The organism is Nocardioides sp. (genome assembly GCF_036267815.1).
Lineage (GTDB): Bacteria > Actinomycetota > Actinomycetes > Propionibacteriales > Nocardioidaceae > Nocardioides.
Map to the genome: position 1 here is coordinate 1 of NZ_DATAVI010000031.1, position 26928 is coordinate 26928.

The following is a 26928-nucleotide window of genomic DNA, read 5'->3' on the forward strand; positions in this document are numbered from 1 at the left end:
CGTCGAGCTGGTCGTGCGCGGAACCACAGGCGCTCCACCCGTCGACTAGCCTGTCAAGGAGCGGGTCTCACCTGCGGGTACGGCATCGGAGGCATCGGCCGCGCGGAGCTGGCTCACATCGCTTCCTGAGCGTGAAACGCCGCCCCACGGAGTCCTTCGTTTCCGGCGGTTTACCCCTGAGTCCGGCTGGTTACGACTGGCTCTGGGCCCCAATGGGTCCAAGCTTCCAGCGGGTCGCGTTCGCGCGAGTGGACTCAGCCGGCCGTGTTGAGCGTAGGAGTCGCTCGTGCGCGCTGCTCGAGCGCTACGTCGACGACCATGTCTTCCTGTCCGCCCACGAGCCGTCGCCGCCCACACTCGAGCAGGATGTCTCGAACGTCGAGCTGGTAGCGGGCTGCCGCAGCCTCGGCATGACGCAGGAACGACGAGTACACACCGGCATAGCCCAAAGAGAGGGTGTCGCGGTCGACGCGGACCGGTCGGTCCTGCAGTGGGCGCACCAGGTCTTCGGCGGCGTCCTGGAGCCGGAGCAGGTCGCAGCCGTGCTCGAGCTGAGAGAGGTTCGCGACCGCAACGAAGGCCTCGATCGGGCAGTTCCCGGCCCCGGCCCCGAGACCGGCCAGGGAAGCGTCGACCCGCGTTGCACCCTGTTCCACCGCGGTCACGGAGTTGGCGACCGAGAGGGAGAGGTTCTCGTGGGCATGTATCCCGATCTCGGTACCGGGGTCGAGCACGTCGCGGTACGCGCGGACCCGCGCGCCGACCTCGTGCAGGGTCAGGCGACCGGCGGAGTCGGTGACGTAGACGCACTGGGCGCCGTAGGACTCCATGAGCAGTGCCTGTTGCGCGAGCTCGGCGGGTGGCGCCAGGTGGGCCATCATCAAGAACCCCGCGACATCCATGCCGAGTGCTCGCGCTGCGTCGATGTGCTGGGCGGCGATGTCGGCCTCGGTGCAGTGGGTCGCGATGCGGACGCTGCGGACACCGAGGTCCCAGGCCCGGGAGAGCTCGTGAACGGTGCCCACACCAGGCAGCAGCAGGGTGGTCAGCCGGGCCCGCTCCACGACGTCGGCAGCGGCCTGGATCCACGCCCAGTCGGTGTGCGAGCCCGGGCCGAAGTTGAGCGACCCGCCCGCCAACCCGTCGCCATGGGCGACCTCGATCGCGTCGACACCGGCGTCGTCGAGCGCGCCGGCGATGCGGCGCACGTCGTCCAGGCCGATCCGGTGGCGGATGGCGTGCATACCGTCGCGCAGAGTGACGTCCTGGACGTAGACCCTCGTCGTCATGCAGACACCTGGGTCGCGAAGTGCCGGAGCGCGACCTCCTCGGCGTACCGCAGCGCGGCCGAGGTCATGATGTCGAGGTTCCCGGCATATGCCGGCAGGTAGTGCGCCGCGCCCTCGACCTCGAGGAACACCGAGACCTGGTGCGTCGGCCGTGGAGCGTCCTCGGTGAGGAGGGTGTGTACCGGCTGGTCGTCGGGCACCGTGCTGATCTGGACCTCCTGCTTGAGCCGATAGCCCGGGACGTACTTCCCGACCTCGGCCACCATGGCGGCCACCGATGCGCGGATGTCGCGTTGCGCGGCCGGGTCCGTTGCGCGAACGAGCGCGAAGACCGTGTCGCGCATGGTCAGCGGTGGCTCGGCGGGGTTGAGGATGATGATGGCCTTGCCTCGCTGCGCGCCGCCGACTGTCACGACCGCAGCAGACGTCGTCTCGGTGAACTCGTCGATGTTCGCGCGGGTGCCCGGGCCGGCGCTCTTGGAAGCGATCGACGCGACGATCTCGGCATAGGCCACCGGTGTCACTCGGCTGATCGCGGCGACGACGGGGATCGTGGCCTGTCCCCCGCAGGTCACCATGTTGACGTTGGGAGCGTCGAGATGGTCCTGGAGGTTCACCGCCGGTACGACGAGCGGCCCGATGGCCGCCGGGGTCAGGTCGACCAGACGCTTTCCGTAGGGCGCGAGCCGCTCGGCGTGCGCAGCATGGGCCGACGCCGAGGTCGCGTCGAAGACGATCCCGATCTCGCCGAACCCCGGCAGGTCCACCAGGCCGCCGATCCCCCCGGCTGTCGTCGGGACCCCGAGGCGCGCGGCGCGGGCCAGGCCGTCCGACCGGGGGTCGATGCCGACCATGGCGCCCATCTCGAGGTGTTCGCTGGTGCGCAGCACCTTGATCATCAGGTCGGTGCCGATGTTGCCCGACCCCATGATCGCGACCTTGGTCGGACTCATCCGCCGCCCTCGCCGAACCGCAGACCCACCCGGCCGAGGCCACTAATCGCGGCGGTCACCTCGGCCCCCGGGGCCACAGCGCGCATCGGCCCGAGCGCTCCCGAGAGCACCACCTGGCCTGCTCGCAGCGGGTCACCCAGCTCTGATGCCCGGCGTGCCAGCCAGAGCAAGGCGTTCAGCGGGTCTCCGAGGCATGCCGCACCGCTTCCCCACGAGACGACCTCCCCGTCGATGGTCAGCTCCATCACCACCTCGCCCGGCTCGACCTCCTCGAGGGTGCGCCGTTCGGTGCCGAGCACGAATGCCCCGGCCGAGGCGTTGTCAGCGACGGTGTCGGCCAGGCTGATGTCCCACCCGTCGATCCGGCTGCCGCAGATCTCGAGGGCCGCGACGACGTGGTCGACGGCAGCGCGCACCGTTGCCATGTCCAGCGACGCCGTGTCCAGGTCGGAGCCGAGCACGAAGGCGACCTCCGCCTCGACCCGCGCCTGCGGCACCATCTCGAACGGAACGGTGCTCCCGTCGGGGTGGGCCATCTCGTCGAACAGGACGCCGAAGTCCGGCTGGTCGACCCCCAGCTGCTGCTGCACGGCAGTGGCAGTCAACCCGATCTTGCGACCCACCACGGTCGCACCGCCCGCGACACGGAGCTGCGTGAGCCGGCGCTGCACGTCGTACGCGGCCACCACGTCGTCGCGGTCGATCAGGTCTCGGACCGGGGCCACCGTCGTGCCATGCGCCGACGCGTCCGCCAGCCGCTCGACGGCGGCCCGCACCCGCGCCTCGGTGTCGAGGACCGTCTCGCTCATCCGGCAGGCGTCTCTCTGGCCGAGACTCAGGCGTGGACCGGGACGCGGCGGTCGAGGTCGGCCGGCGGAAGGAACTCGCGTAGCACGTCGTCGTGGGTCTGGCTCTCGGCGTTCAGCCGGCGGATCACGTCAGCGACAGCCACGCCTCGGACGCCGGCCAGGGTGATCGAGCCGTGGTCCTTGGTGGTGATGCAGCGGGTGACGCGCGGCGCGTGCATGGCAACGCAGTGCCCGGTGATCGTCGCCGCAGCGGTCTGCCAGTCCTGCGACGAGACGAAGCGGTCGAGGGCCTCGGTGTCGGCGACCACGATCTCGATCATGGCCTGGTACTGACGGTCCAGCGGCTTGGTCATCACCACGCCGGGGTGGTCCAGCGTGACGTCGAGCTCCTCGAAGAGATGCCGCCGGAGCTTGAGGATCTCCGGAGAGCCGACCAGCGTCGCCAGCAGGCCGTGGTCGACCCAGGTGCGGAACTCGGCGACCGACACGTCCGGGTTTCGACGCAGGAACACCAGGTGCCGCACCAGCGAGTCGGTGCCGTCCGGAGCCGGGTCGGTCGAGTCGTGGACTGTGCTGCTGTCAGCGCCCAGTCCGGCGTACCCGATCATCTGCGAGAGGAAGTTGATCCCGTCCTCCATCTGCACCCGCGACGCGGCCTGGAAGGCGGCGAGATCCTCGAACGTCGGGAAGGTGGCTTCCGGCACGCCCTGGAAGTCGTCGTCGGGGTCGGGCTGCGACGAGACGCCGGCGACAGTGGGCCAGAGCGAGTCGCCGAACGAGACCTGGTGGAGATAGACCGAGTCGATGCCGGGGAACCGCGGCGGCAGGGTGATGTGGGCGTTGAGCCAGTAGTCGTAGAAGTCTGCCTCGGAGACGCCGTCCTTGGCGCGGAGCGGGATGACGAGAGTGAGCGCGTCGGTCATGCGGTCGCCTCCAGGCGGGCCAAGAGCTTCGGGGTGAGCCCGCGGTACGCCGCGGGGTTGATCGGGTTGAGCCAGTGCGAAGCGCGCGCCACCCGGCCGATGTTCATGTTCAGGTCGCCGAGCACCTCGTCGACGTTGTGCATGGAGAAGGGGATGATCTTTCCGCCGCTGTTGTGATGGCCTCCGACGGCGATGTCCATGAACGCCAGCTGCTCGTCGGCTGCGGTGCGCATCTCGAGGCCGCTCGGCTTGTCGACCAGACCGCCGAGGTCGGCGGCGATCCACAGGGCGGCGATCTCGGCGTTCAAGGGGCTGAAGAACGAGGAGTTGTAGCCGTTGAAGTACAGGCCGTCCAGGGTCGGCGGCAGGATCTGGCGGTAGAGCAGGAAGTTGCCGCGCTCGTCGAACAGCTCGGCCCTCACCTCGTCGGGAAGGAACGTCGCCCCGGGCACGAACCCGGTTGAGCAGACGACCAGGTCGGCCGGCAGGACCGTCCCGTCGGAGAGCTCGGCGTGCGGCTTGCCGTCCTTCTCCAGCAGCCGCTGGATCACGCTGTTGGCACGCACGTTGATCGTGCCCGCGCGTACCGCCTCGTAGAAGCCCTCGGTGGCCAGGCCGATCGCACCCTTGACGATGTCCTCCATGGCGCCGGGCGGCACGAGGCCGAGCTCCTTGAGGTGGTGCTGCCGCACCGAGACGCCGCCGACGGAGTTCAGCATGGCGCGGCGAACGCCGTTGCCCGGGCCGTGCAGGAACCTCTCCACGCCGCGCAGGTAGCGGTAGCGGAACAGTGCCTCACCCATCCGGGTCATCAGCAGCATCTTGAAGTTCACGACTCCGTGCAGCTTGCGCGGCACCTTCCACAGCAGGTGACGCGCTATCACGTCCGTCGAGGCCGCCACCGCGCTGATCGGGACGGTCACGTCGCACGCTGACTTGCCGTAGCCGACGACGAGGACGTGTTTGTCGCGGGCTTCCTCGGCGTCGTGCAGCTCGGTGCCGGGGATGAGCCGTCCGCCGGCGGCCTCGAAGTCGCCGATCCCGTCGTAGGTGGGCACGTAGGGCTCGCTGAAGATGCCGTTGGCGACGACAAGGCGCTCGACGGTCTCGGTGGAGCTCCCGTCGACCGAGGTCAGCTCGAGCTGCCAGCTGCCCTCGCGGCGGGTCACGGAGCGCACCTCGGTGGACAGCCGCGGGTTCACGTCATAGTGCTCGGCGTAGTCGGCGAGGTAGGCCTGCACCTGCTCGCCCGAGGGCCACTGGGGGAACGCCTTGGGCATGGGGAAGTCCGACAGCGCGTACTGCGCCTTGGGGCTCTGGGTGCACAGGCCCGGGTAGCGTCGCGTAGTGCTCCACACGCCGCCCAGGTCGGGTGTCTTGTCGACGACCAGGACCTCGTGCCCCGCCTGCTGCAGGACCTTGGTGGTGACCAGCCCGGCCACCCCGGCTCCGATGACTCCAACACGCATGTCTGTGCCTCTCAGTGCCCCGGAGGGAGGTCCATCTCGATCCCGAAGTCATCCATGATCGCCTTCACCTTGGTGAAGTCCATGGGACCGGGAGGCATCTCGGACAGTGCCTGGTAGTAGGCCTCCAGGCCGGCGGGCGAGACGACCGAGATGACTCGCGACTCCTCGTCGTAGGGGTTGCGGAAGGCATGCGGGACGCTGCGCGGGAGATAGAGGTAGTCGCCGAAGCCGATCGTGAACTCCTCGCCGCCCAGCGTGACCTCCAGCTTCCCGGCCAGGCAGACGAAGGACTCGTCCTCGCGGGTGTGGGTGTGCAGCGGAGGTCCGTTGACCCCGCCGGGCACGGAGTACTCGAACAGCGAGTAGGCGTCCTGGGTGTTCTTGCCGTTGTTCTTCATCGTGATCGTGAGACCGATCGCGGGGATGTGCTCCCCCTCACGAGACAGAACCTTGAATCCTCCGCTGAGGGTCATGCGTCCTCCCGGGTCGACACCGGGAGCGTCCCGGTGTGGTCGTGCTCACACAGTGCTGCCTGGCGGTCCTCGCGGCCAACAGCGTGTCCCGGTGAGCGGGACTCGAGGTCGGGTCTCACTCAGATCTCGAAGGTGGTGGCGATCCCCATGCCGGTGATCCACTCCGGGACGGGTTCGTACGACGTCCACACGACCGGCTGGGCCACGGCGGCCGCGCCCACCAGCCAGGTGCGGATCTCGTGGCCGCCCGAGCCGGCCACGTCCTCCAGCCCGTCGTGACCGAGGTCGACGACGGAGTCGAGGTCCAGGGCGCGGAGCCGGTCGAGGAACCAGCCGTCCCACTCCGCGTTCACCCGCGCCTCGGGGTTCCCGCCCATCGCCCGCACACGCGGCTCGCGGGCGGCCGCGAAGGCGCGGGCGTCCGCCCGGCCCCGGATCAGCGCCTCACGGCGTTCCCCCCGCACCGAGGGGTCGCGCGGGTCGTTGGAGGGCAGCCAGTGCGACAGCCCGCCGCTGGCGACGACGAGGACGCGGCCTGCGTCCGCCGACCTCAGGGCCTCGCCGAGGCGGGCACCGAGGGCTAGGCAGCGTTCGAGCGACGGCAACGGAGGTGCTGCCGTGTTCAGCACGATCGGCACCAGCGGGACGCCGAGGCCGCAGACCATCTCGTAGCTCTGTACGACGCCGTGGTCGACGGTCAGCGCGTAGGACAGGCTCGGGTCGAAGCCGCCGCTCGCGACCCCGTCGTACGCCGCCCAGGCGAGGTCGGCTTGCACCTTCAGCGGCCCTGCGGTGCTGCCGAAGTCACCGAAGCCCTCGGCCTCCTCCACCCCGATCACGAAGGGTGGCATCACGTCGTAGAAGTTGGCGTGGAAGTGGTCGGGACCGATCACGACCACGGCGTCGGGATGCAGTGCAGCCACGGCCTCGGCGACACGGGCCGCGTCGGCGAGGAAGGCGCCGCCGGGGCGGGTGTGCTTCTCGGGCGGGAGCAGGGTGGCGAAGGGCGAGTGGGAGATGCCGACGAATCCGATCAGGTCACTCATCGAGCAGGAACTCCTCGTGCACGCGGAGGAACGCGCCAGGCTCCTCCCATTGGGGCCAGTGGCCGGCGTCCTCGATCACCTCGAGCCGGGCGCCGGGGATCCAGGTCTGGAGCAGCTCGGCCTCGTCGAGCCCGCCGGTCGGGTCGTGGTCGGTCCACAGGAGCAGCGTGGGCGCGCTGATCCGGCCGACCCAGCCGGGACTCCAGGCGAAGTCCTTCCGGATCTCCGGGTCCTGGAGCACGAGCGTGTTCTCGATGGCGCGCAGGAACCCTGGGCGGCTGTAGACCTGGCGTCGCAGGTCCACGAGCTCGTCGGTCACCAGGTGCTTGCGGTGGAAGAGGAACTCGACGCGCCGCCGGACGTTCTCCTCCGTGGGGTCCTTGACCGCCAGCAGCGTCGACTCGCGCAGCCGCGCCATCACCTCCGGCTTGTTCGTGATGTTGCCCGGCGTGTTCAAGACCATCCGGTCGACGCGGTGGGGCGTGTGGGCCGCCGTCCAGGCCGCGACCCAGCCGCCGAGGGACTCCCCCGAGAGGTGGGTCCGCTCGATGCCGAGGGCGTCCATCAGCCCCAGCAGGTGGGCAGACAGCACGTCGATCGTGTATGGCCGGTCGGGCAGGTCGGACCAGCCGTGGCCGACCATGTCGTAGGCAGTGACGTGGAACCGCCTGGCAAGGTCGGCGACGTTGCGGCTGTAGGCCTCGAGGTGGCCGCCCGTCCCGTGGAGCAGAATGAGCTCGGGTCCCTTGCCGGCCCGCAGGACGCGTGTCGACACGCCGTCGACATCGACGTAGCCCAGCTCGTGGGGTATGCGGTTGAGCTCGGCCCAGATGCTCAGGTGAACGGGGATGTCAGTGGCCACCGGGGTCCTCCTCGGGATACATGGCGCGGGCCTCCTCGACGGTCGCCAGCCCAGCACTCTGCCGGCGTACCAGTCCCAGCACCGCCAGCAGTCTGGAGCTCTCGATCGTGAGGAACTCCACGGGCTGGTCGGTGGAGTCGTTGTAGTGGCGGTGCCAGGTCCATGGCGGTGTGTAGACGAGGTCGCCGGCACCCCAGGTGACCGTTTCGTCCTCGATCTCGCTGTGGCCACTGCCGGACAGCACAGCGTGCACGGTCTCGTGGTAGTGCCGGTGCATGTCGGAGCTCTCCCCGGGCGGGATCACCTGACGGAAGATCTCGAAGGTCGTCGTCGGCAGCCGACCGGCGATGCTCAGCTGGGACGGGTTGGGCACCTGACCGGCCGGGAGCGTCACCAGCTCGTCGCGGTGAACGACGAGCGGTCGATCCTGGCGGGGCCGCACCGAGTGCCCGAAGGTGCCGAAGAAGTCGGTCAGCGAGAAGTCCTCGCCCGAAGCGGCCATCAGATGGTCTCCGTTCTTCCGCCGTCTACTGTCAGGACCGTTCCATTGACGAACCCGGCGTCCCGCGTCGCGAGGAACGCCACGGCCGCGGCGATCTCGTGTGGCTGCCCCGCCCGCCCTGCTGGGACGGTGGCGACGTCCTGAGCCTGCTCGTCGGCGTACGTGGTGCCCAGGCGTTGAGCGCGGCGGGTGAGGATCTCGCGGCGTCGCTCGGTGGCCGTGGGACCGGGTGCCACGCAGTTGACGGTGACCCCCTGGTCGGCGTACTCGCGGGCAGCGAGCTTGGCGGCCGCCGTCGCCGCGGCTCGGAGGGCGACCGAGATCGCGAGGTCGGGCTGCGGCTGTCGCACCGCGTTGGAGGTGACCAGGACGATCCGACCGAAGCCCCGTGCCGCCATGCGCGGCAGGACGGCCCGCGCGAGGGCGAGCGGACCGAGGAGCAGGAGGTCGAAGGAGGTGCGCCACTGGTCGTCGGTCACGTCGAGCACTCGCCCCGGCGGCGGTCCGCCGGCGTTGAGAACCAACACGTCGAGGGACCCGTAGTCCGCCTCGACCCGGTCGATCAGTCCGGGAGCCGCTTCGGCGTCGGCGACGTCGTGGACGACGTATGCCGGCTTCTCCTCGGCCATTCCGCTCAGGCCCAGCACGGCATGCCCGAGCGTGTCGGCGCTCCGACCCATCAGCACTACTCGCATGCCCTGGCCCGCGAGCGCCTCGCCGGTGGCACGCCCGATTCCGGACGCGCCACCACCGACCATGGCCACACGTGCGTTGATGACCCCTCCTCGGCTCGACTCAGGCTCGACGCAGGGCAAGCGTCCTCAGCCGGAAGGCCCGTTGCCAACCGGTGGTCCCGCTCAGCGGGACCCGGGATCCGTGCGGGTCCTCAGCCGAAGCGTCCATTGAGGGCCCGCGACGCCGCCGCGGCAGTGATCCGGACCAGAGGACCCAGATTCTCCGGCTGCACCCGCGAGGTCGGTCCGGTCACCGATAGGGCGGCGACCACGCCCTTGAACGGGTCGATCACCGGCGCTCCAACGCACGAGAGCCCGAGATTGCCCTCCTCGCGGTCCACTGCCCACCCGCGGTCGGGGATCGCGACCAGCTCGCGCTCCAGCACCTCCGCGGAGGTGATCGTGTAGCGCGTGCGAGCCGGGTGCGGCCCGTCGAGCACCGGCTGTACAACCTCGGGTGGCGAGTAGGCCAAGATCGCGCGTCCGAGGCTGGAAGCGTAGGCCGGGAGCCGGCTGCCCACCCGATTGAGCGCCCTGTGCTGGAAGTGGCCGGTGATCTTCTCGGTCAGGATGACATCGAGGCCGTCCAGCACGCCGAGCTGGACAGTCAACCTGGTCGCCTCGTGCAAGTCCTGCATGTACGGGAGCACCACGTCGCGCAGGTCGCTCCGGGCCGGCGCGAGGCTGGCGGCCTCGAACAGCCCATCGCCGACGTGGTAGTAGCCATTGCGGCGGCCCAGCCATCCGAGTGCCACCATCTGGCTTGCTGTCCGGTGGGTGGTCGACCGCGGGAGGCCACTGCGCTCGACCAGCGTGGCGAGCGACAGGCGCCGATGCGACTCGTCGAAGGCGTGAAGCAGGCGATCGGCCCGCGTCAGCATGCCGTCAGCGCTGTCCCGGACATCGGGATCCATGGGGTCACCGTAGCCCCGCCGCTCGTCGCGCTGGACCTCAGAAGACTCTGGCAATCCTGGCAACTGGGAGCGGTCGCGCGCCTGTGGTGCGTCATCCAACTTCCCGTCATGCCGGTGCTGCGTGCCTCCCCGCGGGCCAGGTCGACGTCCGTCCATCGCAGGGCCAGCGTCTCCCCTCGCCGGAGATCGGTGCCGAGCATCTGCCGTACGCCGAGGTCGGCATCGAGGAGCTCGTGATGTCGGGCTACCCGCAGCTCGAGGTCCGAGCAGAGCTGGGATGCTCGGACACCCGCGCCGACACGCGCGTGGCCCCTGTCTGAGCAGCGCACGTGCCTGCCGGGCCCTATCGTGCGGGAGTCGTGCCGGACGACGGAGTCCGATCGCGGCTCGTGGCTGGAAGGGATCCCATGCAGGCTGTCGGTGAGACGCAGTGGTTCCGCAGGAGCGAGGTCGGCGACGGGATCTCGATGGTCGAGGAGCCGTACGTCGACCCGCTCCTGGCGGCGAACATCTGGCACGTCCGCGGACGGGATCGTGACCTCGTCGTCGACTCCGGGCTGGGCATCGTGTCGCTGCGGACGCAGCTCCCGTGGCTCTTCGAGCACGACCCCGTCGTGGTGCTGACGCACGCTCATCTCGACCACATGGGTGGCGCGTCCGAGTTCGCCGACTGCCGCGTCCACGCAGCCGAGGCCGCCGAGGTACGCCGACCGGGCGCGGTCAGCCTGCACGGGACGGCCTTGCTGGAGATCCTTGGCCTCGACGCGGGCGATGAGCCAGTCCCCGACCTCCTGCTGGAGGCACTGCCCCGCGACGGCTACGATCCCGCGGCGTACGCCCTGCACGGCGCTCCCGAGGTGACCGAGCTGGCGGACGGCGACGTAGTGGACCTGGGCGACCGACGGCTCCGCGTCCTGCACCTGCCGGGGCACACTCCCGGGTCGATCAACCTCTACGACGCGGACGCCGGGCAGCTCTTCACCGGTGACGTCCTGTACGACGACGGCCTCATCGACACGTGCATCGGGTCGGACGTCGATGCCTACGTCGCGAGCATGCGCCTCCTCCTGGACCTCCCGGTCGAGCGGGCCTTCCCCGGACACGGACGCGTCCTGGACGGCGGCGACGTACGACGCGTGGCCGCCGGCTACCTCAGGTCGCGCGGCGCGGACCCGGAGAGTCGGCGGCCGCGGCCGTAGCTCAGCCGCGCCCGACGGTCATCAGCCGAGCGCGGCAGGCCAGCTGGAGAGCGAATCGCTCGTCGGGGTCGTTCAGGTCGGTCGGCAGCACGGTAGCGATCTGCGCCATCCGGTACACGACCGCGTTGCGGTGCAGGTTGAGCCGCGTGGCAGCACGCTTGAGCGAGCCCCGCTCGTCCAGGTACGCGTGCAGCGTGTCGATCAGGAGGGTCGCCTTCTGAGGACCGAGTGCGTCGAGCGGGGCGAGCAGGTCGCTCACGGTGTCGCGAGCGGTGTCGGTCACGAGCCACTCCGCGAGCATCCGCCTCAGGCCGAGCGAGTCGAACGTGGCGATACTGACCGGATCTTCGCTGAGCCTCGCCGCGGCGAGCGCTGTGCGTGCCTCCTCGGCGGAGGCTCGCAGGCCCGAGGCGCCCTCGTGCGGCGTCGCGACGCCAACGCGGATCCGCGTCGAGGGGTACCGGACCAGCAGGTCGGCGAGCAGCTCGTCGACCGTATGGCGAACGGTGTCGTCGGAGTCGCGCCCGGGATCTGCTCGGGTGGTGCGGACCAGGACGAACGAGGAGTCGGGGCGCGCCACCATCCACGAGCTGCGGGGGTCGCGCGGACGGCGGGCGATCAGCGCGACCAGGTCGTCCTCGAACCTCGTCAGGATCGACTCGTCCCCTGTGGTGTCCGCGGCGTCGGGAGCCAGCCGCACCGCACAGTGCCAGCCGTTGACCGGCACCCCCACGTCCAGCGCCCGCTCGGAGACCGGCGCGAGGTTGGCCGGGGCACACAGGAGCAGCTGGCTCAGGGCGCCCGAGGCAGACCGGATCGGTCGCAGCGTGTCCCGCTCTCGGGCGGTCAGCACGCGCGACAGCGTGGCAGCGGCGAGGGTCGCGGCGAGGGTCGCGGGGTCGCCGGCCTGGGACGACCGCACCGACCCCTGGATCCGCCCGTCGACGTCGATCTCGGTGCCTGTGCCCACCGACCCCCGTACGTCGGTCTCGGCCGACAGCTCGAGCGGGACGGCCGACAGGCGCGAGAGGGTCCGCAGGATCGTCTCGACGTCGGCAGCGGGGTCGGGCTCGTACTCCGTGGCGGCGGCGAGCCGAGCGAGCGCCGCGCGGGTGTCGCCGCTGACCGTGGCCGCGAGCCGGTCCAGCACCTGCAGCGGGTCGGCGTCGTCCTGGACGTCGAGCAGCGCGACGTGACCCCGTCTCGCCAGGCTCTCCGCGGTCAACGAGCGGCGCGTGCTCCGCCGGAGGACCAGGGCGGAGACGTCGCGCTCCGCCGCGCGGCGTACGAGCACGTCGAGCTGGTATCCGGCGGCGGGGACCTGAGACGAGCGGCTCAGCACCGCCACAGCTCCGGGGACGAGCGCCTCCGTGGACGTCATCTCCTCCAGCAGGGTGACCTGGGTGACCGGCCGCGGGGCCTCGGGAGTCACCCGAGCTTGCAGCAGCGAACCCAGTGGCCCGGCCAGCAGCTCGTCGATCGTGGTCGGAATCGGGCGCTCCTTTGGGCGGCGGTCACAGTCCTGTCTGAAAACCCCGTACTGCGAGCACAAGAGTAACCACCCTTTCGCTCCTACAGTGAGCCCGTGCTTATCCAGTCTGACGACATCACAGCGCTCGCTCGCGGGTGTGCCGTGCTGGGTACGGGCGGCGGCGGAGAGGTCGTGACGGGCGCCCTGGTCGCGCGTCAAGCCCTCGACGACCACGGCCCGGTCCGGTTGGTGGGTCTCGACGACCTGCCGAACGACGGCATCCTGATGCCGGTGGGCGGGATCGGGGCCCCGTCCGTGAGTGCCGAGAAGATCGGGTCCGGCGACGAGGTCGAGTTCCTGCGGGAGGCCGTCGAGTCGGTGCTGCGGCAGCCCGTCGTCGCCCTGATGGCGAGCGAGATCGGCGGCGGCAACGGGCTCTACCCCATCGCCGCGGCGGCCCGCACCGGGCTCCCCTTGGTCGATGGCGACGCGATCGGCCGTGCGTTTCCCGAGGTGCACATGGTGTCGATGAATGTCGCGGGCCTGCGACCTGAGCTCGTCGTCGTGGCCGACGAGCGCCGCAACGTCGTCGTGCTGCGACCGGTCGACGGACCGTGGGCCGAGCTCCTCGCCCGTTCGGTGACCGAGGTGTTCGGCGGGTCCGCCGCCATGGCCGACTACGTCATGCAGGTGTCCGTGGCTAGGGGCGCGATCATCGAGGGGTCAGTGACCAAGGCCCTGGAGATCGGTCGCACGGTCATGGCAGCCAGTGACCCGGTCGCCTCCCTGCTGGAGGCCGTTGACGCCGTGCAGCTCCTCGCTGGCAAGGTCGTCGACGTCGAACGCCACACGGCGGGTGGCTTCGTCCGCGGGAGCGTGATCGTCGAGGGCTACGGCCCGGACGCCGGGAGGCTCGTGCGGGTCGAGATCCAGAACGAGAATCTAGTCGCCCTCGAGGACGGAGCGATCCTGGCCAGCGTGCCCGACCTGATCACCCTCGTGGACAGCCAGACCGCGGACGCGGTGGCGACGGAGGTGGTGCGCTACGGGCAGCGGGTCGCGATCATCGCGTTCCCCTGCGCGCCGATCTGGCGCACGACGGCCGGCATCGAGATCGCCGGACCCCGAGCGTTCGGGTACGACGTCGACTACCTCCCGGTGGAGGCGCGCCATGGCGTCCAAGCTTGACCTCCGCCTGGGCATCGACGTGGGTGGCACCCACACCGACGCCGTCGTGCTGGACCGGGACAACGCGGTCGTGGCCAAGACCAAGCAACCGACCACCCCCGACGTCACCACCGGCGTTCGGGCGGCGATCGCCGCCGTAGTCTCCCACCCGTCGGTCGAGACGATCCGGATCAGCCACGTGATGCTGGGGACGACTCACGCCACGAACGCTGTCCTGGAGCGACGGCGGCTGCACACGGTCGCCGTCCTGCGCGTCGGCGCGCCCTCCTCCGTCGCGGTGCGGCCCTTCTTCGGCTGGCCCGACGACCTCGTCAGCGCGATCGGCGGCCATGCCGAGATCGTGCGCGGCGGCTTCGAGTACGACGGCCGGGAGATCGTCCCGTTCGACGCCGGGGCCACGCGTGACTTCTTCGTCTCGCTGAAGGGCAAGGTCGACGCGGTCGCGGTGTCTGCAGTCTTCTCCCCCATGTCGGCCGACCACGAGCTGGCAGCCGCCGACATCGCCCGCGACGTGCTCGGGCAGGCCGTGATCCTCTCCCTCTCGCACGAGATCGGCTCGCTGGGCCTCCTCCCCCGCGAGAACGCCACGATCCTGAACTCCGCCCTGACCGGCGTGGCGCGCGAGGTCGCCGCGGCCCTGACGACGTCCCTCGGTGAGCACGAGATAGACGCCAGCGTGCTGTTCGCCCAGAACGACGGGACGCTGATGGCGCTCGACTACGCCGTGCGCTTCCCCATCCTGACGATCGGGTCGGGGCCGGCCAACTCGATTCGCGGGGCGGCGTTCCTGACCGGTCTGACCGACGCCCTGGTCGCCGACGTGGGCGGGACGTCGACGGACTTCGGGATGCTGGTCAACGGCTTCCCACGCGAATCGGCCGCCAACGTCGACATCGGCGGGGTGAGCACGAACTTCCGGATGCCGGACGTCCTGGCCATCGCACTCGGCGGCGGGACGGTGGTGCGCGCGACCGAGGGCGGTGTCACGCTCGGCCCCGACAGCGTCGGCTTCCGGCTGCCCCAGGAGGCACTGTCGTTCGGCGGCTCGACGCCGACCCTCACCGACGCGGCGGTGCACGCCCGCCGTGCCCAGATCGGCACGGCCCGGGTCTCCCCCGACAAGGAGGCGGTCCTGGAACAAGCGCTGGTCGTGGCCGACGGGATGGTCGCCGAGGCTGTGGACCGGATGAAGCTCGGCCGCGGCGACGTCCCGATGATCGTCGTCGGGGGTGGGTCGGTCCTGATCCCGGACGACGTCCCCGGCGTGTCCGAGGTGCTGCGCCCCGAGCACTTCGACGTCGCCAACGCCATCGGTGCGGCGATCGCGCAGGTCAGCGGTCGCTGGGACGAGGTGGTCTCGCTGGCACCCGGGCGATCCGCAGCGATCGAGTCGGCCTCCGCCCAGGCCCGGGTCCGGGCGATCCAGGCCGGCGCGGACCCCGACCACGTGGAGATCGTCGAGATCGACGAGATCCCCCTCGCCTACCTCACCGAACCGGTCGCGCGCATCAGCGTGAAGGCCGTAGGCCCACTCGGGCGACTCTGAAGGAGACCGGCTGATGCGCACTCGCACTCGCACTCGCAGGACCCTCGTCACGGCACTGGTCGCGGTCGCCCTGACGCTCGCCGCCTGCAAGGGGACACCGCCGAAGGCCTCGGCCGCCGCGGACGCGACGTTCACCTACGCCAACAACCTCACGGTGATGACGAGCTGGGATCCGGCGGCCAGCTACTCCAACGAGGTCATCGCGATGAACAACATCTACGAGCAGCTGACGCGCTACGACAGCACCACCGGCAAGGTGGTGCCGCTCCTGGCGGACTCGTGGTCGTCGTCCTCGAACGGCTTGACGTGGACGTTCAAGCTCCACCCGGGCGTCACCTTCAGCGACGGCAACCGCCTGGACGCGGCAGCGGCCAAGGCAGCTCTGGACCGCACCATCAAGCTGGGTGCGGGTGCCGCCTACGAGTGGGATTCGGTGAGGTCCATCCAGGCCAAGGGCCCGACGACCCTCGTCTTCCACCTGAAGTACGCCGCCCCCCTGGACCTCATCGCGTCGTCCGCGTACGCCGCGTTCATCTACGACACCAAGGCAGCCCCGAGCGGCGACCTCGCCCAGTGGTTCGCCGCCGGTCACGCCGCGGGTAGCGGCCCCTACGTCGTCAGCGACTACCAGAAGGGTCAGGAGAATGAGCTGACTCTGACGGCGAACAAGACCTACTGGGGTGGGTGGAAGGGCGCCCACTACACGTCGGTGGACTTCCGGGTCGTGCCGCAGGAGACCACGGCGGCCCAGCTGCTCCAGGGTGGTCAGGTCACGTTCGTGCCACGGCTCTCCCCCACCCTGTTCAACTCCCTCAAGGGCGCCAAGGGCATCACCACCGAGCAGACGCCGTCCTTCCAGAACATCCTGGCCATGCTCAACACGGCGAGCGGACCGCTGGCCGACCCCCGGGTCAGGCGAGCGATCTCCGACGCGATCGACTACGACGGGATCGCGACGGCCCTCAAGGGCGCCGTGGTCAAGGCACAGGGCGTCGTGCCGAAGGGTCTTCTGGGCTACACGACAGGCGTGAGCCAGACGACCGACGCGGCCCAGGCGCAGTCGCTGCTCGACGCCGCCGGCTACGGCGCGGGCGGCAAGGAGCTCTCCCTGACCCTGACGTATGCGTCGGGGACGCCGGAGCTCGACACCATCGTGAGCCTGATGAAGTCCAACCTGGCCAAGGTCGGCGTGACGTTGAACGCCAAGGCGCTGGCGTGGGAGACGCAGTGGGCGCTGGGCAAGTCCAGCGACCCGTCCAAGCACCAGGACATCTTCCTGTTCTACTGGTACCCGGACTACGCCGACCCCTTCTCGTGGTTCGTGAACCTCTACCGCTCTGCCAGCCCGGTGGTCTTCAACCTCTCCTACTGGCACGACGCTCAGGTCGACCGCGCGATCGACGGCATCCAGGCGCTGACCGCCACCCACCGGGCGGCGGCCCAGCGACAGTACGAGCAGCTTCAGAAGACGATCTCCGAGCAGGCCGTCTCACCGGTGCTGGGCGTGGACAACTTCCAGCGAGCCTTCTCCTCGAGCGTCGGCGGCTACGTCGACAACCCGTCGTACAGCAACGTGGTCTTCGTCCACGACCTCACCCCGACCTCCTGACGCGCGGAGCGCATGATGGCTCGATATCTCCTCTCGCGAGCGCTGCAGGCGCTCGCCGTGGTGTTCGGGGTCATCGCGCTCACGTTCGTGATCGCCCGGCTCATCCCCGGTGATCCGGCCGTCGCCTACGCGGGACCGAAGGCGACTCCGGCGGAGATCCAGGCCGCACGGGTGCGCTTCGGCCTCGACCAACCGGCCTGGCGCCAGTTCCTGGACTACGTCGGCGGGATCCTGCGCGGCGACTGGGGCACGTCGCTGCACACCAAGTCGCCGGTGCTGGACGACCTGCTCAGGGTGGTCCCCACCACGTTGGTGCTCGTGGTCTGCGCCTTGGTCGTCGCCGTCGGCGTCGGCGTTCCTCTCGGCGTCTTCGCGGCACGTTCCTCCGGACGTCTCGGGGACCTGCTGGCCAAGATCTTCTCGATCCTTGCCGTGTCGATGCCGGTGTTCTGGATGGCGATCCTGCTGCAGCTCGTCTTCTTCTCGCATCTGGGGTGGCTGCCGGCGGCCGGCCAGTACAACCAGTCGCTCGACAGCACCAGCCCACTCTTCACGGTGGTGCACATCCCGGTCGTGGATGCGCTCCTCACCGGGAACTGGCCGGTGTTCCTCAGTGCTGCGCAGCACATGGTGCTGCCCGTCATCACCATCGCTGCGTTCCCCCTGGGCGCCTGCGCGATGGTGACCCGGGCCGCGATCCTCGACAACCTGGGAGAGGAGCACATCAGGATGGTCCGCGCCCTCGGGTTCCGTGAGCGGTCGGTCCTCGGCAGGTTCGCGATGAGGCCCTCGCTCAACCCGATCCTGGCCCTGGTCGCGCTGGTCTTCGCCTACTCGCTGACCAACAGCTTCATCGTCGAGTCGGTGTTCGACTGGCCGGGCCTGGGCAGCTACGCGATCGACTCGATCCAGAGCCTGGACATCCCCTCGATCCTCGGGGTCACGCTCTTCGTCGCTCTCGTCTACGTCTTCCTGAACCTCGCCGTGGACATCGCCCAGGCCCTCATCGACCCGCGGGTCCGCTCGTGAGCGCCGCGTCGGGAGACACCCTGGACCCCGTCCGCAGGTCGCGCCTGCCCTGGGCCGCGGCCGCGCGCCGCTCCCCTCTGCTCACCGTCGGAGCGGTGCTGGGGCTGGTCATCGTGGTGATGGGCCTCCTGGCGCCCTGGATCACGCCTCACCCGCAGGACGCCGGCTTCGCCACCCATCCTGCGGACATCCTCTTGGGTCCCAGCAGGTCCCACCTGCTCGGCACCGACTCCGTGGGGCGCGACATCCTCACCCGAGTCGTGTACGGCGCCCGGGTCTCCCTGGGCATCACGGCGTTCGTCCTGGTGGTGTCGGCCGTCGTCGGCCTCGCCGTCGGGCTGACGGCAGGCTTCGTCGGCGGCGTCGTCGACTCGATCCTGATGCGGATCACCGACGTGTTCCTGGCCTTCCCGGCGCTCCTGCTCGCGGTCGCCCTCACGTCCGTCCTGAGTCCCAGCGCCCTGCACGCGGCGATGGCCATCGCCGCCACCTGGTGGCCGTGGTACGCACGGCTCGCCCGGGCACAGGCAGCCGCCATCCGGCACCAGGGCTACTCCGATGCGGCGCGCGTCATCGGTGCCAGTCGCACGCGGCAGGTCCTGCGCCACGTGCTGCCCAATGCCGCGACGCCCGTCTTCGTCCAGATGTCCCTGGACGCCGCCGGCATCATCCTGACCGCAGCGACACTGTCCTATCTCGGTCTCGGCGCCCAGGACCCCACCCCCGAGTGGGGCCTGATGGTGAGCCAGGGGCAGTCGCTGGCCACGACAGCCTGGTGGGTCGTGACGTTCCCTGGCCTGGCGGTCCTGCTGACGGCCGTCGCCTGCAACTTCATCGGCGACGGGCTCCAGACCGCCCTCGACCCCAAGCGGGGCCGTCGATGATCCGGGTCCGCGACCTGCGCGTGAGCTACGGCGGCCGGGTCGTGGCGCACGTTCCGGAGCTCGACCTGCCCGCCCGCACCGTGGTCGGGATCGCCGGCGAGAGCGGCTCCGGGAAGTCCCAGACGGCGCTCGCCCTGATGGGCCTGAGCGAGTACGCCGGCGCCAGGGTCACCGGCAGCATCGCTCTGGACGGCGAGGAGCTCACCACGAAGTCGCCGTCCGAGTGGCGCAGGATCCGGGGCCGGCGGATGGGGATGATCATGCAGAGCCCTCGCGCCGCGCTCAACCCGACCATGCGCCTGGGTGCGGTGTTCTCCCGCACGCTGAAGCTGCACGGCGTGGGCGGCGGCGAGCGCGCCTCCCGGATGCGGTCCGCGCTGGACGAGGTCGTGCTCAGCCCCGACATCCTGCAGCGCTATCCCCACCAGGTATCCGGCGGTCAGGCCCAGCGATTCGCGATCGCCCTGGTGTCGGCCCTGCGCCCCGACGTGATCATCGCCGACGAGCCCACGAGCGCACTCGACGTGACGGTGCAGGCCGAGGTGATCGAGGTGCTGCGTGGGCTCCGGGACAAGCACGGCACGGCGCTGCTCTTCATCTCCCACGACCTGGCGGTCATCAGCGAGCTGGCGGACTCGGTCACGGTGATGCGCCAGGGTGAGGTTGTCGAGAGTGGCCCGGCGGGCGAGGTGCTCCGCGCGCCTCGGGAGCCGTACACCCAGGCCCTGTTGGCCGCCGTACCGGTGATCGGGAGGAGTGCGTCGTGACGCCCCTGCTGTCCGTGCGGGATCTGCGGATCGCCTACTCCGGGTCCGACGTCGTCCATGGCGTCGACGTCGACGTCCCGGATGGGCCCTACGGGGTCGGTCTGATCGGTGAGTCGGGTTCGGGGAAGACCACCATCGCCCGCGCCCTTCTCCGGCTGCACCCGGTCTCGGGCGGGTCGGTGAGCTTCGATGGCCAGGACGTGCTGGGCCTGCGCGGTGCGGCGCTGTCGGAGTACCGGCGCTCGGCCCAGATCGTCTTCCAGGACGGCGACGGCGCCCTGGACCCGCGGATGTCGGTCTACTCCACCGTCGCCGAGCCCTTCGCCGTGCACCGGACGGTGCCACGCTCCGAGCGGAGGGCGCGTGTCGCCCTGCTCCTCGACGAGGTCGGGCTCCCCGCGGACGTGAGCACGCGCTACCCGCACCAGCTGTCCGGCGGTCAGCGGCAGCGCGTCGTCATCGCCCGGGCACTTGCGCTCGAGCCACGCCTGCTCGTGCTGGACGAGCCGACCAGCGCCCTCGACGTGACCGTGCAGGAGCGCGTCCTCCGCCTGATCGAGCGCCTTCGTGCCGAGCGCGGGCTGGCCTACCTGCTGATCTCCCACAACCTGGCGGTCGTCGACCGGCTCTGCGAGTCGAGCGTGGTTCTGTACCGCGGCGTGGTGATGGAGCGTGGCTCGACAGTCACGCTCCTGTCCCGACCGCTCCATCCCTACACCCGCGCTCTGCGGGCGGCCGTCCCGGAGATCGGGGTCACGCGGCCACCCCTGACCCACGTCGCCACGGGCGCCTCCACTCCCGGGGCACCCACCGGGTGCGTGTACGCCGACCGGTGCCCCCTGGCCGTCGAGATCTGCCGCACCGAGACACCCGCATTGCGCGAGCTGGACGGCCGCGACGTGGCGTGCCACCGCGCCGAGGAGGCCACTGCCGCAGGCAGCTGACAGTCCACGCGCCAGCGTTCCACAGGCGACCTCAGCCGCGGGTTCGAGGCATGGGCGCGCGACACCGTGTGCTTTGCTGCTTCCGTGCAGTCGGGCACGGTGACGCCTGTCGGCCGCGATCGTGAGCAGGCCGACCTGGTCGCGGCCCTGGTGGCGGCGCAGGGTGGCCGCGGTTGTGCCGTCCTTCTGCTGGGCGAAGCCGGGATGGGGAAGTCTGCACTCGTCGACTGGCTGGTGGAACGGGCCGGCGACCTGCGCGTCGGGCGCGGTGGCTGCTCGGCAGCCGGGATGCCCCGCTTTGGGTCTGGCGACGGGCGCTCCCGGAGTTCGGACTGGCCGATGGGCGAGGACCTGCCGGCGCCGAACGGACGCGACCTGGTCGGGACGGCCGTGATCGACATGGTGGCCGAAGGGCCGGAGACGTCCCTTGGTTCTCGAGGATCTGCATGGGGCCGGTCCCGCGCCGCTTGTCCTCATTCGCGCGGTTGCGGAGGCAGCACCCCGGTGTCGGCCTTCCGCTGGTGTTGACCCGCCGCGACGATCCCGCCGAGCTGCCCCCGATGTCCGCGATCTCCGCACGTCGGTACGTCGGGTACCGCTGGCGCCGCTGGACTCCGTCGGAGTTGGTCGGCTTGCGGCCGACGCTGGCAAGGCGCTGCGTCTCGTGCCCTCCTCGTTCGCTCGCGTCGTGGCGAATGCTCCACTCCGCCTTCGCTGCACCCCGTCGGGAGTTCGTCGACTGGAGTGTAGGCACCTCGGATGTCGTGAATCAGGTCATCTGCGGTAAGTCGCCTCTGTCGAAAGCAGCATCAGCGGCCCTCGTTGACGAAGGGGACCCGCCCGATGCACATGACCGCGTCCCAACTCGTCGTACTCGCCCATGAGTCGTGTTTCGATCGGGCCCGATGACTAGAAGCGCTCTGTCAGAAGTGGGCTACGGCGAGCCCGGCGTGACCAGGCCAGCCTCGTACGCCGTCACGACCAGCTGCACGCGGTCCCGACAGGCCAGCTTGTTCAGCAGACTGCTGACGTGTGACTTGACGGTGGCCTCTCCGATGAACAGCTCTGCGGCGAGCTCACTATTGCTGAGTCCTCGGGCGACGCAGACCAAAACCTCCCGCTCGCGATCGGAGATCGGCGGCAGCTCCCGAGGCGTGCCGCGGGTCGCGCGCCCGGCGAACTCCGCGATCAGTCGACGAGTGATCGACGGTGCGATCAGGGCGTCGCCGCGCGCGACGACGTGGATCGCCGAGGTCAGCTCGTTCGGCGGGCAGTCCTTGAGCAGGAACCCGCTCGCGCCGGCGTCCAGCGCGGCGAAGACGTACTCGTCGAGGTCATAGGTGGTCAAAACCAGCACCGCAGTGCCCGGGAACCGCTGGCTGATCTGCCTGGTCGCCTCGATCCCGTCGAGGACCGGCATCCGGATGTCCATCAGCACGACGTCCGGCCGCAGCCGCTCGACCATCTGGAGCGCCTGTTGTCCGTCGGCGGCATCGCCCACCACCTCCAGGCCGTCCTCGCCGTCAAGCAGCTTGCGGAAGCCGGCGCGCAGCAGGAGCTGGTCGTCGGCGATCACGATCGTGCGTCGGTCGCTCGCATCTGACGTCATCCGACGCCCACCGCCGTGACCGGCAGCCGCGCATGGACACTCCAACCGCCGCCGACGGCAGTGCCGGCGCTGACGGTCCCGCCGAAGACGTTGACCCGCTCACGCATGCCGATCAGCCCGTGTCCGGGTCCCGCAGCGGCGATCCTGTTGCGCGGCCCCGGGCTCCCGTCGTCGGTGACTTCAAGGTCGAGGTGTGTCCGCTGGAAGGCGACGCCGACCCGGACGCAGTGGGCGTTGGCATGCTTGAGCACGTTGGTCAGCGCCTCCTGCATGATCCGGTACGCGGTGAGGTCGAGGCCGGGTGGCAACGATGTCCTATCGCCGGAGATGTCGACGTCGACCTGCAACCCGGCCTCCCGGACCGACGACAGCAGATCGTCGAGCTGGGCCAGTCCCGGCTGGGGAGAGAGGGCCACGGGTTCGTCGGTACGCCGCAGCAGACCCAGCAGACGCCGGAGGTCGACCAAAGCCTCGCGGCCGACCCGCTCGATCGAGCCCAGTACGGCGTCGACGGACTGCTCGTCGACCTCCGGGCCATGCAAGGAGCGACGCTCCGCACCTGCCTGCACCACGATCACCGACAGGCCGTGGGCGACGACGTCGTGGAGCTCGCGCGCGATCCGGGCGCGCTCGTCCTCGACCGCACGTGCGGTCTGCCGCTCCTGCTCCGCCGCCAGGATGCGCGTCGCCTGCCAGGCCTGCCGGGCCTGCTCGGTGCGGCGGCTGATCAGGTATCCGACTCCGAAGCCGACCGCGAGCCAGACCGCGATCGGCGCCACGTCGCCCGCCCGGCCGCCGACCATGTCGACGAACATCCCGATCACAAACCATGCGGCGAGGGTGCCCGCGCCGGTCGCGAGCTTGCGGCGGTCGTGGAGTGACCCGAGGCAATAGGCCGCACCGACCATGAGCAGGAACCCTTCGAACGGCCCCTGGGTTTCGGCCGGCCACAGCGTCGTCCACCACGTCACCACTGCGATAGTGAGGAACGGCGCGAGCAGCGGTGCGCGCCGTCGTACGCCGAGTCCGGCCACGGCCACGACGAGGAATGCCAGGTGTTGCCCCGGCGGGCCGGGGTAGGCGACCGAGCGCGCCTGCTGGGAGACGTTGACGATGCCGATCACAAGGATGACCGTCGGCGCCGCCCAGTCCAGCGCGACCCGGCGTAGCCGGAGAACGAGGGCGCGTCGTCTCATGTCCGGCACGGTATCTCCAGGTCAGGCCGGTGCGCGTCCCTCTGACGATGGGGTCGTCGTTCCCCCTTGCGGGGGATCAGCGACGCCGCCGTTTCCGCCCTTCGCGGCCCACCAAACCACCCGTGGGCCGAGGCGTACGGCGTGCCCGCGCTCTTACGTTCCTCGGCAGCCGCGACCGTCGCGGCACTCAGCAAGGGGTAACAACATGTTCACCTTCCGACCTCTCATCACAGGTGTCACCATCGTCGCGGCCAGCGTGGGAGCCGCGGCCACCCTGGCCACGACCGGTACGGCGTCCGCCGGTACCGCCGTCTCGCCACGGGCCACGTCGTTCACGGTCCGCGGGCACCACGGCAGCGAGACGAACCTCGACCTCGGCAAGAGCGGCTTCAGCGCCGGCGACCAGGACCTGTTCACCGGCTCGCTCACCCGCAACGGAACCCATGCCGGTTCCTTCGTCGGCACCTGCACCACCGTCCGCGTCGGCAAGGCGAGTGCTGACCAGCTGTGCACGTTCGTCCTCCACCTCGCGCACGGCCAGATCATGGCCTCCGGCACAACGCGCTCAGGCAAGTCCGGCCCTGGCGCCTTCGCACTCCCGATCCTGGGCGGCACCGGCCACTACCAGACCGCCGCCGGCCAGATCGCCGTCACCGCCACCAACGGAAACACCTTCCCGATCGCCGTCACCCTGCGTTGACGCCGGAGCCGCCGGACCGCCGATCGAGACCGGTCGAGGCCCGGCGGCTCGTGCGTCCGAAGAACCTGAGCCATGCAGTCGTCTGCAGCGCTGGCACAACATGCGCTCCGCGAGCAGGTCGTCAGATCCCCTGGCATTCCGTCATGTCGGGTGCGAAGTCATGTGGAGACAGCGGCCTGGTGCGGATCGGCGCACCCGCGCCGACGCGGATCCGTGTCGGATCCTCAACCTCGATCGTCAGATCGCACGGGTTGGTTCGCCAAGGGACTCAGCGATCTGTGCGGTGGCGCGATTGGGGAGTCGGCGGCCTCGGTCTCGGGGCTCTCGGCGGGCGCGTGCAGGAAAATCCCCTGTCGGGACATCGGCCGACCAGAATCACGCTGCTGATCAGGATCACCGGAACGTTGTTGGCGGTGAAGCCGACAAGTTGTACGACGATGCCGACTGCGAAGAACGGCCGTTTCTCGGTCGGGCTGACAGGATTTGAACCTGCGACCCCTTGACCCCCAGATGGGCAAAAACTGCCTTCTGAGCGTGAATCGGCGTTACACGACGTCCCGCGAATCCGGCTGTTTACGCCTGGATCCGGCTGGTCACGACTGGCTCTGGTCCCACCTTGGTCCCCAATAGGGGAGTAGCCCCGTATGGGTATGAGCAACATCCGGACCTCTTCGCTATTCACGCAGGTCAACGCTAGGGAACGGCAAGAGGGACGAGTCTTGCGACAGACTCAAGCCCCACGAGAGGTGCTGACAGCCCTAGATCCGACTTGGCCAGATGTCCGGCGGACCGACGCCGGAGAGAGCTGGGGAGTCGAAGGAAACTGCAACCGGATGTTGAGGAGAACCCTTACTGAAGCCCCTCACCTGCGCGGATAGCGCGTCGTGGCACGCCCAGATCCCGCGGCGAAATTCCCAAACCCCTTGACCCGGCCAAAATAGAGTTACGGATTCGCCCGGCGCGGATCCGATCCAGGAGCACGGGTACCCCCGACTGGTACTGCATACCCCTCTTGCGACACGAGCACATACTTCAAGTCCGACTGAGTTAGGTCCTCTCCGCACCAAGGTTGAACGTCGGCAAGGTTTCATCAGTCGTAGCGCCGAGGCCCACGTCGGTAGCGGTTCTGCCCTATGGACCGCTGATCGACAGAAGCCGGTCTTCTGCGGAAACCTTCAGACGTGACCGTCTTGGGAGTCGCGGGTGACTGGCACGGCAACCTGATGTGGGCGCGGGCACGTCTCGCAGACCTGGGCCGCCAGGGGATCACAACGCTGCTTCACGTGGGTGACTTTGGCGTGTGGCCCGGCCCAAGCGGCAAGCGCTACCTGCTCGGGGTCGAGGAAGCGGCGGCCTCGTCACGGGTCGAGGTGCTGGTAACCCCGGGGAACCACGAAGACTGGGGGCGGCTGACTGACCTCTGGTCCAATCCCCGGAATCGTACAGAGAACGGTGTGACTCGACCCCTGAGGCTCACCGAGCACGTGACTGTCCTGCCACGTGGCTACAGGTGGACGATGGACGGTCGCTCCTTCGCGAGCCTGGGAGGCGCCGCCTCAGTGGATCGCCGATCTCGCACCGAAGGAGTCGACTGGTGGCCGAGCGAAGCCATCACAGACGGGCACGTGGAACGAGTTGTCCATGACGGGCCCGCCGATGTTCTCCTGACTCACGAGTCCCCCGACCCTCCCTGGGCAACCCCGAAGGTGACCCAGATCCTTGACCGCAACCCGATGGGCTGGCCTGAGGACGCACTTGCCTATTCCAGAGATTCTCGGCGTCGCGTGACCAAGGCACTGTTGGCCCTCCGGCCGCATCTACTCGTCCACGGCCACATGCATGCTGCAGACGAGTCATGCGTCAAGCTTCCAGGTGCGCGGCATGAGACCCGTGTCTGGTCACTCGGATGTGACGGCGAGCCAGGAAACATCCGGCTGCTGGACGCGCAGACACTCAGTGAGCCACGGCGCATCGCGGGCGCTTGAGGACCCGTCTTGCACTCGAACATCTTGCTGTGCCCGCCCGGTCTGGCTCCGGAGAGCGCCTCAGTGAAAGCCGCTTGGGGTTTGCCGTACATTTGCCGTACAGTGTCGGTTGAGGGAGGAACTATGAGGACCGCAAGCACCAAGAGCCCCAAGGCTCGTCTCGAGGCTCGGATCGACGCAGACCTCGATCACATGATCGAGGAGGCAGCCCAGCGGCTGCACCTGAGCAAGACGGCCTTCATCACACAGATGCTGCGAGAGGCCTCGGTGAAGGTGATCGCCCGCGCGGACTTGACCTTGATGGACCCCGCCGAGTTCGATCGGATGGTGGCATCCCTCGATGTCCCCGACGAGTCTCCTGAGCTGGAGAAGCTGTTCTCCCACCCGACCCAGATTGCCTTGTGAACGAACCGGCATATCACCTCATCCAGATGCCCCCCGACCTCGAGTTGGGGGGCATCGACTTTGACTGCGGCGTCGAGCACTACAACGAGTGGCTGAGAAGGCACGCACGGACCGCGGTGGCCAGCGGATCTGCGAGCGTGTACCACCTCGCCGACTCGCTGTCGGATCGCCTCGTCGGGTACTTCACGCTCTCGCCCACGCAGGTGGCGAGGGCAGACGTACCGAAGGAGCTACATCGCGGCCTCCTACGGGCCACCCCCGGCTACCTCATCGGAAAGCTCGCCCTAGACAAGTCATGTCAGACGCGCTGGAGACGGGACAACTGTCTTGACCCCCTGCCACAGCAACTCGGGCCGGATTTGCTCCGCGCCGCCGTTTTGAAGGCTCTCGAGGCAGCACGAACCGGAGGGGGTCAGATCATC

At 69.5% G+C, this 26928-nt stretch carries 27 protein-coding genes and 1 pseudogene; 14 read left to right on the forward strand and 14 right to left on the reverse strand.

The features are described 5' to 3' along the window. Positions 1 to 254 precede the first annotated feature (254 nt). The 11 genes from dmpG to VHW64_RS04905 all read right to left on the reverse strand — a co-directional run bounded on the left by dmpG (position 255) and on the right by VHW64_RS04905 (position 9974). Positions 255 to 1289: a 4-hydroxy-2-oxovalerate aldolase gene (gene dmpG, locus VHW64_RS04855; RefSeq protein WP_329649385.1), complete on the reverse strand. Its 1035-nt coding sequence runs from the start codon at positions 1287 to 1289 to the stop codon at positions 255 to 257. After that, on the reverse strand, positions 1286 to 2242 hold the full coding sequence (locus VHW64_RS04860) for an acetaldehyde dehydrogenase (acetylating) (RefSeq protein ID WP_329649386.1): 957 nt from the start codon (positions 2240 to 2242) through the stop codon (positions 1286 to 1288). The genes dmpG and VHW64_RS04860 overlap by 4 nt, the downstream gene beginning before the upstream one ends. Then, positions 2239 to 3051 carry a 2-keto-4-pentenoate hydratase gene (locus VHW64_RS04865; protein WP_329649387.1) on the reverse strand — a complete coding sequence of 271 codons (813 nt, stop codon included), beginning with the start codon at positions 3049 to 3051 and terminating at the stop codon, positions 2239 to 2241. Before VHW64_RS04865 ends, VHW64_RS04860 begins: the two co-directional genes overlap by 4 nt. A 26-nt stretch (positions 3052 to 3077) precedes the next feature. After that, positions 3078 to 3974: an EthD domain-containing protein gene (locus tag VHW64_RS04870; RefSeq protein ID WP_329649388.1), complete on the reverse strand. Its 897-nt coding sequence runs from the start codon at positions 3972 to 3974 to the stop codon at positions 3078 to 3080. Next, a complete protein-coding gene (locus VHW64_RS04875; RefSeq protein WP_329649389.1) occupies positions 3971 to 5443 on the reverse strand; it encodes an NAD(P)/FAD-dependent oxidoreductase in 1473 nt (490 codons plus the stop codon). The genes VHW64_RS04870 and VHW64_RS04875 overlap by 4 nt, the downstream gene beginning before the upstream one ends. An 11-nt stretch (positions 5444 to 5454) precedes the next feature. Next, entirely contained in the window at positions 5455 to 5916 is a 462-nt protein-coding gene (locus VHW64_RS04880; protein ID WP_329649390.1) for a cupin domain-containing protein, read from the reverse strand. Positions 5917 to 6035: 119 nt separating this feature from the next. After that, a complete protein-coding gene (locus VHW64_RS04885; protein ID WP_329649391.1) occupies positions 6036 to 6962 on the reverse strand; it encodes a hypothetical protein in 927 nt (308 codons plus the stop codon). After that, positions 6955 to 7824, reverse strand: coding sequence for an alpha/beta fold hydrolase (locus tag VHW64_RS04890; protein ID WP_329649392.1), 870 nt, complete (start codon positions 7822 to 7824; stop codon positions 6955 to 6957). The genes VHW64_RS04885 and VHW64_RS04890 overlap by 8 nt, the downstream gene beginning before the upstream one ends. Then, positions 7814 to 8326: a cupin domain-containing protein gene (locus VHW64_RS04895; protein WP_329649393.1), complete on the reverse strand. Its 513-nt coding sequence runs from the start codon at positions 8324 to 8326 to the stop codon at positions 7814 to 7816. Before VHW64_RS04895 ends, VHW64_RS04890 begins: the two co-directional genes overlap by 11 nt. Next, the gene (locus VHW64_RS04900; protein ID WP_329649410.1) at positions 8326 to 9084 is read right to left on the reverse strand and encodes an SDR family oxidoreductase; all 759 of its coding nucleotides are present in this window, start codon (positions 9082 to 9084) and stop codon (positions 8326 to 8328) included. The genes VHW64_RS04895 and VHW64_RS04900 overlap by 1 nt, the downstream gene beginning before the upstream one ends. Positions 9085 to 9212: 128 nt before the next feature. Continuing rightward, positions 9213 to 9974, reverse strand: coding sequence for an IclR family transcriptional regulator (locus tag VHW64_RS04905; protein ID WP_329649394.1), 762 nt, complete (start codon positions 9972 to 9974; stop codon positions 9213 to 9215). An 86-nt stretch (positions 9975 to 10060) separates the two neighbouring features. Between VHW64_RS04905 and VHW64_RS04910 the strand changes: the two genes are divergently transcribed. Together VHW64_RS04910 and VHW64_RS04915 are read left to right on the forward strand one after the other, a co-directional pair. Continuing rightward, the gene (locus VHW64_RS04910) at positions 10061 to 10294 is read left to right on the forward strand and encodes a hypothetical protein (RefSeq protein WP_329649395.1); all 234 of its coding nucleotides are present in this window, start codon (positions 10061 to 10063) and stop codon (positions 10292 to 10294) included. 87 nt (positions 10295 to 10381) lie between these two features. Beyond that, positions 10382 to 11173 carry an MBL fold metallo-hydrolase gene (locus VHW64_RS04915; protein ID WP_329649396.1) on the forward strand — a complete coding sequence of 264 codons (792 nt, stop codon included), beginning with the start codon at positions 10382 to 10384 and terminating at the stop codon, positions 11171 to 11173. Position 11174: 1 nt separating this feature from the next. Here the strand turns inward: VHW64_RS04915 and VHW64_RS04920 are convergent, their stop codons facing one another. Beyond that, positions 11175 to 12605 carry a helix-turn-helix domain-containing protein gene (locus tag VHW64_RS04920; protein WP_329649397.1) on the reverse strand — a complete coding sequence of 477 codons (1431 nt, stop codon included), beginning with the start codon at positions 12603 to 12605 and terminating at the stop codon, positions 11175 to 11177. 153 nt (positions 12606 to 12758) lie between these two features. Between VHW64_RS04920 and VHW64_RS04925 the strand changes: the two genes are divergently transcribed. The 8 genes from VHW64_RS04925 to VHW64_RS20270 all read left to right on the forward strand — a co-directional run bounded on the left by VHW64_RS04925 (position 12759) and on the right by VHW64_RS20270 (position 21139). Next, a complete protein-coding gene (locus tag VHW64_RS04925) occupies positions 12759 to 13832 on the forward strand; it encodes a DUF917 domain-containing protein (RefSeq protein WP_329649398.1) in 1074 nt (357 codons plus the stop codon). Beyond that, positions 13816 to 15378, forward strand: a complete 1563-nt coding sequence (locus tag VHW64_RS04930) for a hydantoinase/oxoprolinase family protein (RefSeq protein WP_329649399.1) — start codon at positions 13816 to 13818, stop codon at positions 15376 to 15378. The genes VHW64_RS04925 and VHW64_RS04930 overlap by 17 nt, the downstream gene beginning before the upstream one ends. A gap of 13 nt (positions 15379 to 15391) precedes the next feature. After that, entirely contained in the window at positions 15392 to 16987 is a 1596-nt protein-coding gene (locus VHW64_RS04935; protein WP_329649400.1) for an ABC transporter substrate-binding protein, read from the forward strand. Between the two features lie 15 nt (positions 16988 to 17002). After that, a complete protein-coding gene (locus VHW64_RS04940; protein ID WP_329649401.1) occupies positions 17003 to 18016 on the forward strand; it encodes an ABC transporter permease in 1014 nt (337 codons plus the stop codon). Beyond that, the gene (locus VHW64_RS04945; protein ID WP_329649402.1) at positions 18013 to 18900 is read left to right on the forward strand and encodes an ABC transporter permease; all 888 of its coding nucleotides are present in this window, start codon (positions 18013 to 18015) and stop codon (positions 18898 to 18900) included. The genes VHW64_RS04940 and VHW64_RS04945 overlap by 4 nt, the downstream gene beginning before the upstream one ends. Then, positions 18897 to 19667 (forward strand): ABC transporter ATP-binding protein, encoded by a 771-nt coding sequence (locus VHW64_RS04950; RefSeq protein WP_329649403.1) that lies wholly within the window; start codon positions 18897 to 18899, stop codon positions 19665 to 19667. Before VHW64_RS04945 ends, VHW64_RS04950 begins: the two co-directional genes overlap by 4 nt. Then, positions 19664 to 20611, forward strand: a complete 948-nt coding sequence (locus VHW64_RS04955) for an ABC transporter ATP-binding protein (RefSeq protein ID WP_329649404.1) — start codon at positions 19664 to 19666, stop codon at positions 20609 to 20611. Before VHW64_RS04950 ends, VHW64_RS04955 begins: the two co-directional genes overlap by 4 nt. Before the next feature lie 99 nt (positions 20612 to 20710). After that, positions 20711 to 21139, forward strand: a complete 429-nt coding sequence (locus VHW64_RS20270; protein ID WP_414690451.1) for an AAA family ATPase — start codon at positions 20711 to 20713, stop codon at positions 21137 to 21139. 406 nt (positions 21140 to 21545) lie between these two features. On the opposite strand, the gene VHW64_RS04960 is transcribed toward VHW64_RS20270, so the two are convergent. Continuing rightward, entirely contained in the window at positions 21546 to 22220 is a 675-nt protein-coding gene (locus VHW64_RS04960; RefSeq protein WP_329649405.1) for a response regulator transcription factor, read from the reverse strand. Next, a complete protein-coding gene (locus tag VHW64_RS04965) occupies positions 22217 to 23416 on the reverse strand; it encodes a sensor histidine kinase (protein WP_329649406.1) in 1200 nt (399 codons plus the stop codon). The genes VHW64_RS04960 and VHW64_RS04965 overlap by 4 nt, the downstream gene beginning before the upstream one ends. Positions 23417 to 23621: 205 nt before the next feature. Between VHW64_RS04965 and VHW64_RS04970 the strand changes: the two genes are divergently transcribed. From VHW64_RS04970 to VHW64_RS04980, 4 genes and pseudogenes are all read left to right on the forward strand, one after another. Beyond that, entirely contained in the window at positions 23622 to 24116 is a 495-nt protein-coding gene (locus tag VHW64_RS04970) for a hypothetical protein (RefSeq protein ID WP_329649407.1), read from the forward strand. Between the two features lie 1181 nt (positions 24117 to 25297). Further along, positions 25298 to 26101, forward strand: coding sequence for a metallophosphoesterase family protein (locus VHW64_RS20275; protein WP_414690450.1), 804 nt, complete (start codon positions 25298 to 25300; stop codon positions 26099 to 26101). Positions 26102 to 26224: 123 nt separating this feature from the next. Then, entirely contained in the window at positions 26225 to 26506 is a 282-nt protein-coding gene (locus tag VHW64_RS04975; protein ID WP_329649408.1) for a DUF1778 domain-containing protein, read from the forward strand. A gap of 26 nt (positions 26507 to 26532) precedes the next feature. Then, positions 26533 to 26928 (forward strand): annotated as a pseudogene (locus VHW64_RS04980) (hypothetical protein); the annotation flags it as partial.

Coding starts and splice junctions, on each gene's coding strand:
- dmpG (WP_329649385.1), bottom strand. CDS start 1,289: ATGACGACGAGGGTCTACGTCCAGGACGTCACTCTGCGCGACGGTATG.
- VHW64_RS04860 (WP_329649386.1), bottom strand. CDS start 2,242: ATGAGTCCGACCAAGGTCGCGATCATGGGGTCGGGCAACATCGGCACC.
- VHW64_RS04865 (WP_329649387.1), bottom strand. CDS start 3,051: ATGAGCGAGACGGTCCTCGACACCGAGGCGCGGGTGCGGGCCGCCGTC.
- VHW64_RS04870 (WP_329649388.1), bottom strand. CDS start 3,974: ATGACCGACGCGCTCACTCTCGTCATCCCGCTCCGCGCCAAGGACGGC.
- VHW64_RS04875 (WP_329649389.1), bottom strand. CDS start 5,443: ATGCGTGTTGGAGTCATCGGAGCCGGGGTGGCCGGGCTGGTCACCACC.
- VHW64_RS04880 (WP_329649390.1), bottom strand. CDS start 5,916: ATGACCCTCAGCGGAGGATTCAAGGTTCTGTCTCGTGAGGGGGAGCAC.
- VHW64_RS04885 (WP_329649391.1), bottom strand. CDS start 6,962: ATGAGTGACCTGATCGGATTCGTCGGCATCTCCCACTCGCCCTTCGCC.
- VHW64_RS04895 (WP_329649393.1), bottom strand. CDS start 8,326: ATGGCCGCTTCGGGCGAGGACTTCTCGCTGACCGACTTCTTCGGCACC.
- VHW64_RS04900 (WP_329649410.1), bottom strand. CDS start 9,084: ATGGTCGGTGGTGGCGCGTCCGGAATCGGGCGTGCCACCGGCGAGGCG.
- VHW64_RS04905 (WP_329649394.1), bottom strand. CDS start 9,974: ATGGATCCCGATGTCCGGGACAGCGCTGACGGCATGCTGACGCGGGCC.
- VHW64_RS04915 (WP_329649396.1), top strand. CDS start 10,382: ATGCAGGCTGTCGGTGAGACGCAGTGGTTCCGCAGGAGCGAGGTCGGC.
- VHW64_RS04930 (WP_329649399.1), top strand. CDS start 13,816: ATGGCGTCCAAGCTTGACCTCCGCCTGGGCATCGACGTGGGTGGCACC.
- VHW64_RS04935 (WP_329649400.1), top strand. CDS start 15,392: ATGCGCACTCGCACTCGCACTCGCAGGACCCTCGTCACGGCACTGGTC.
- VHW64_RS04940 (WP_329649401.1), top strand. CDS start 17,003: ATGGCTCGATATCTCCTCTCGCGAGCGCTGCAGGCGCTCGCCGTGGTG.
- VHW64_RS04950 (WP_329649403.1), top strand. CDS start 18,897: ATGATCCGGGTCCGCGACCTGCGCGTGAGCTACGGCGGCCGGGTCGTG.
- VHW64_RS04960 (WP_329649405.1), bottom strand. CDS start 22,220: ATGACGTCAGATGCGAGCGACCGACGCACGATCGTGATCGCCGACGAC.
- VHW64_RS04965 (WP_329649406.1), bottom strand. CDS start 23,416: ATGAGACGACGCGCCCTCGTTCTCCGGCTACGCCGGGTCGCGCTGGAC.
- VHW64_RS04970 (WP_329649407.1), top strand. CDS start 23,622: ATGTTCACCTTCCGACCTCTCATCACAGGTGTCACCATCGTCGCGGCC.
- VHW64_RS04975 (WP_329649408.1), top strand. CDS start 26,225: ATGAGGACCGCAAGCACCAAGAGCCCCAAGGCTCGTCTCGAGGCTCGG.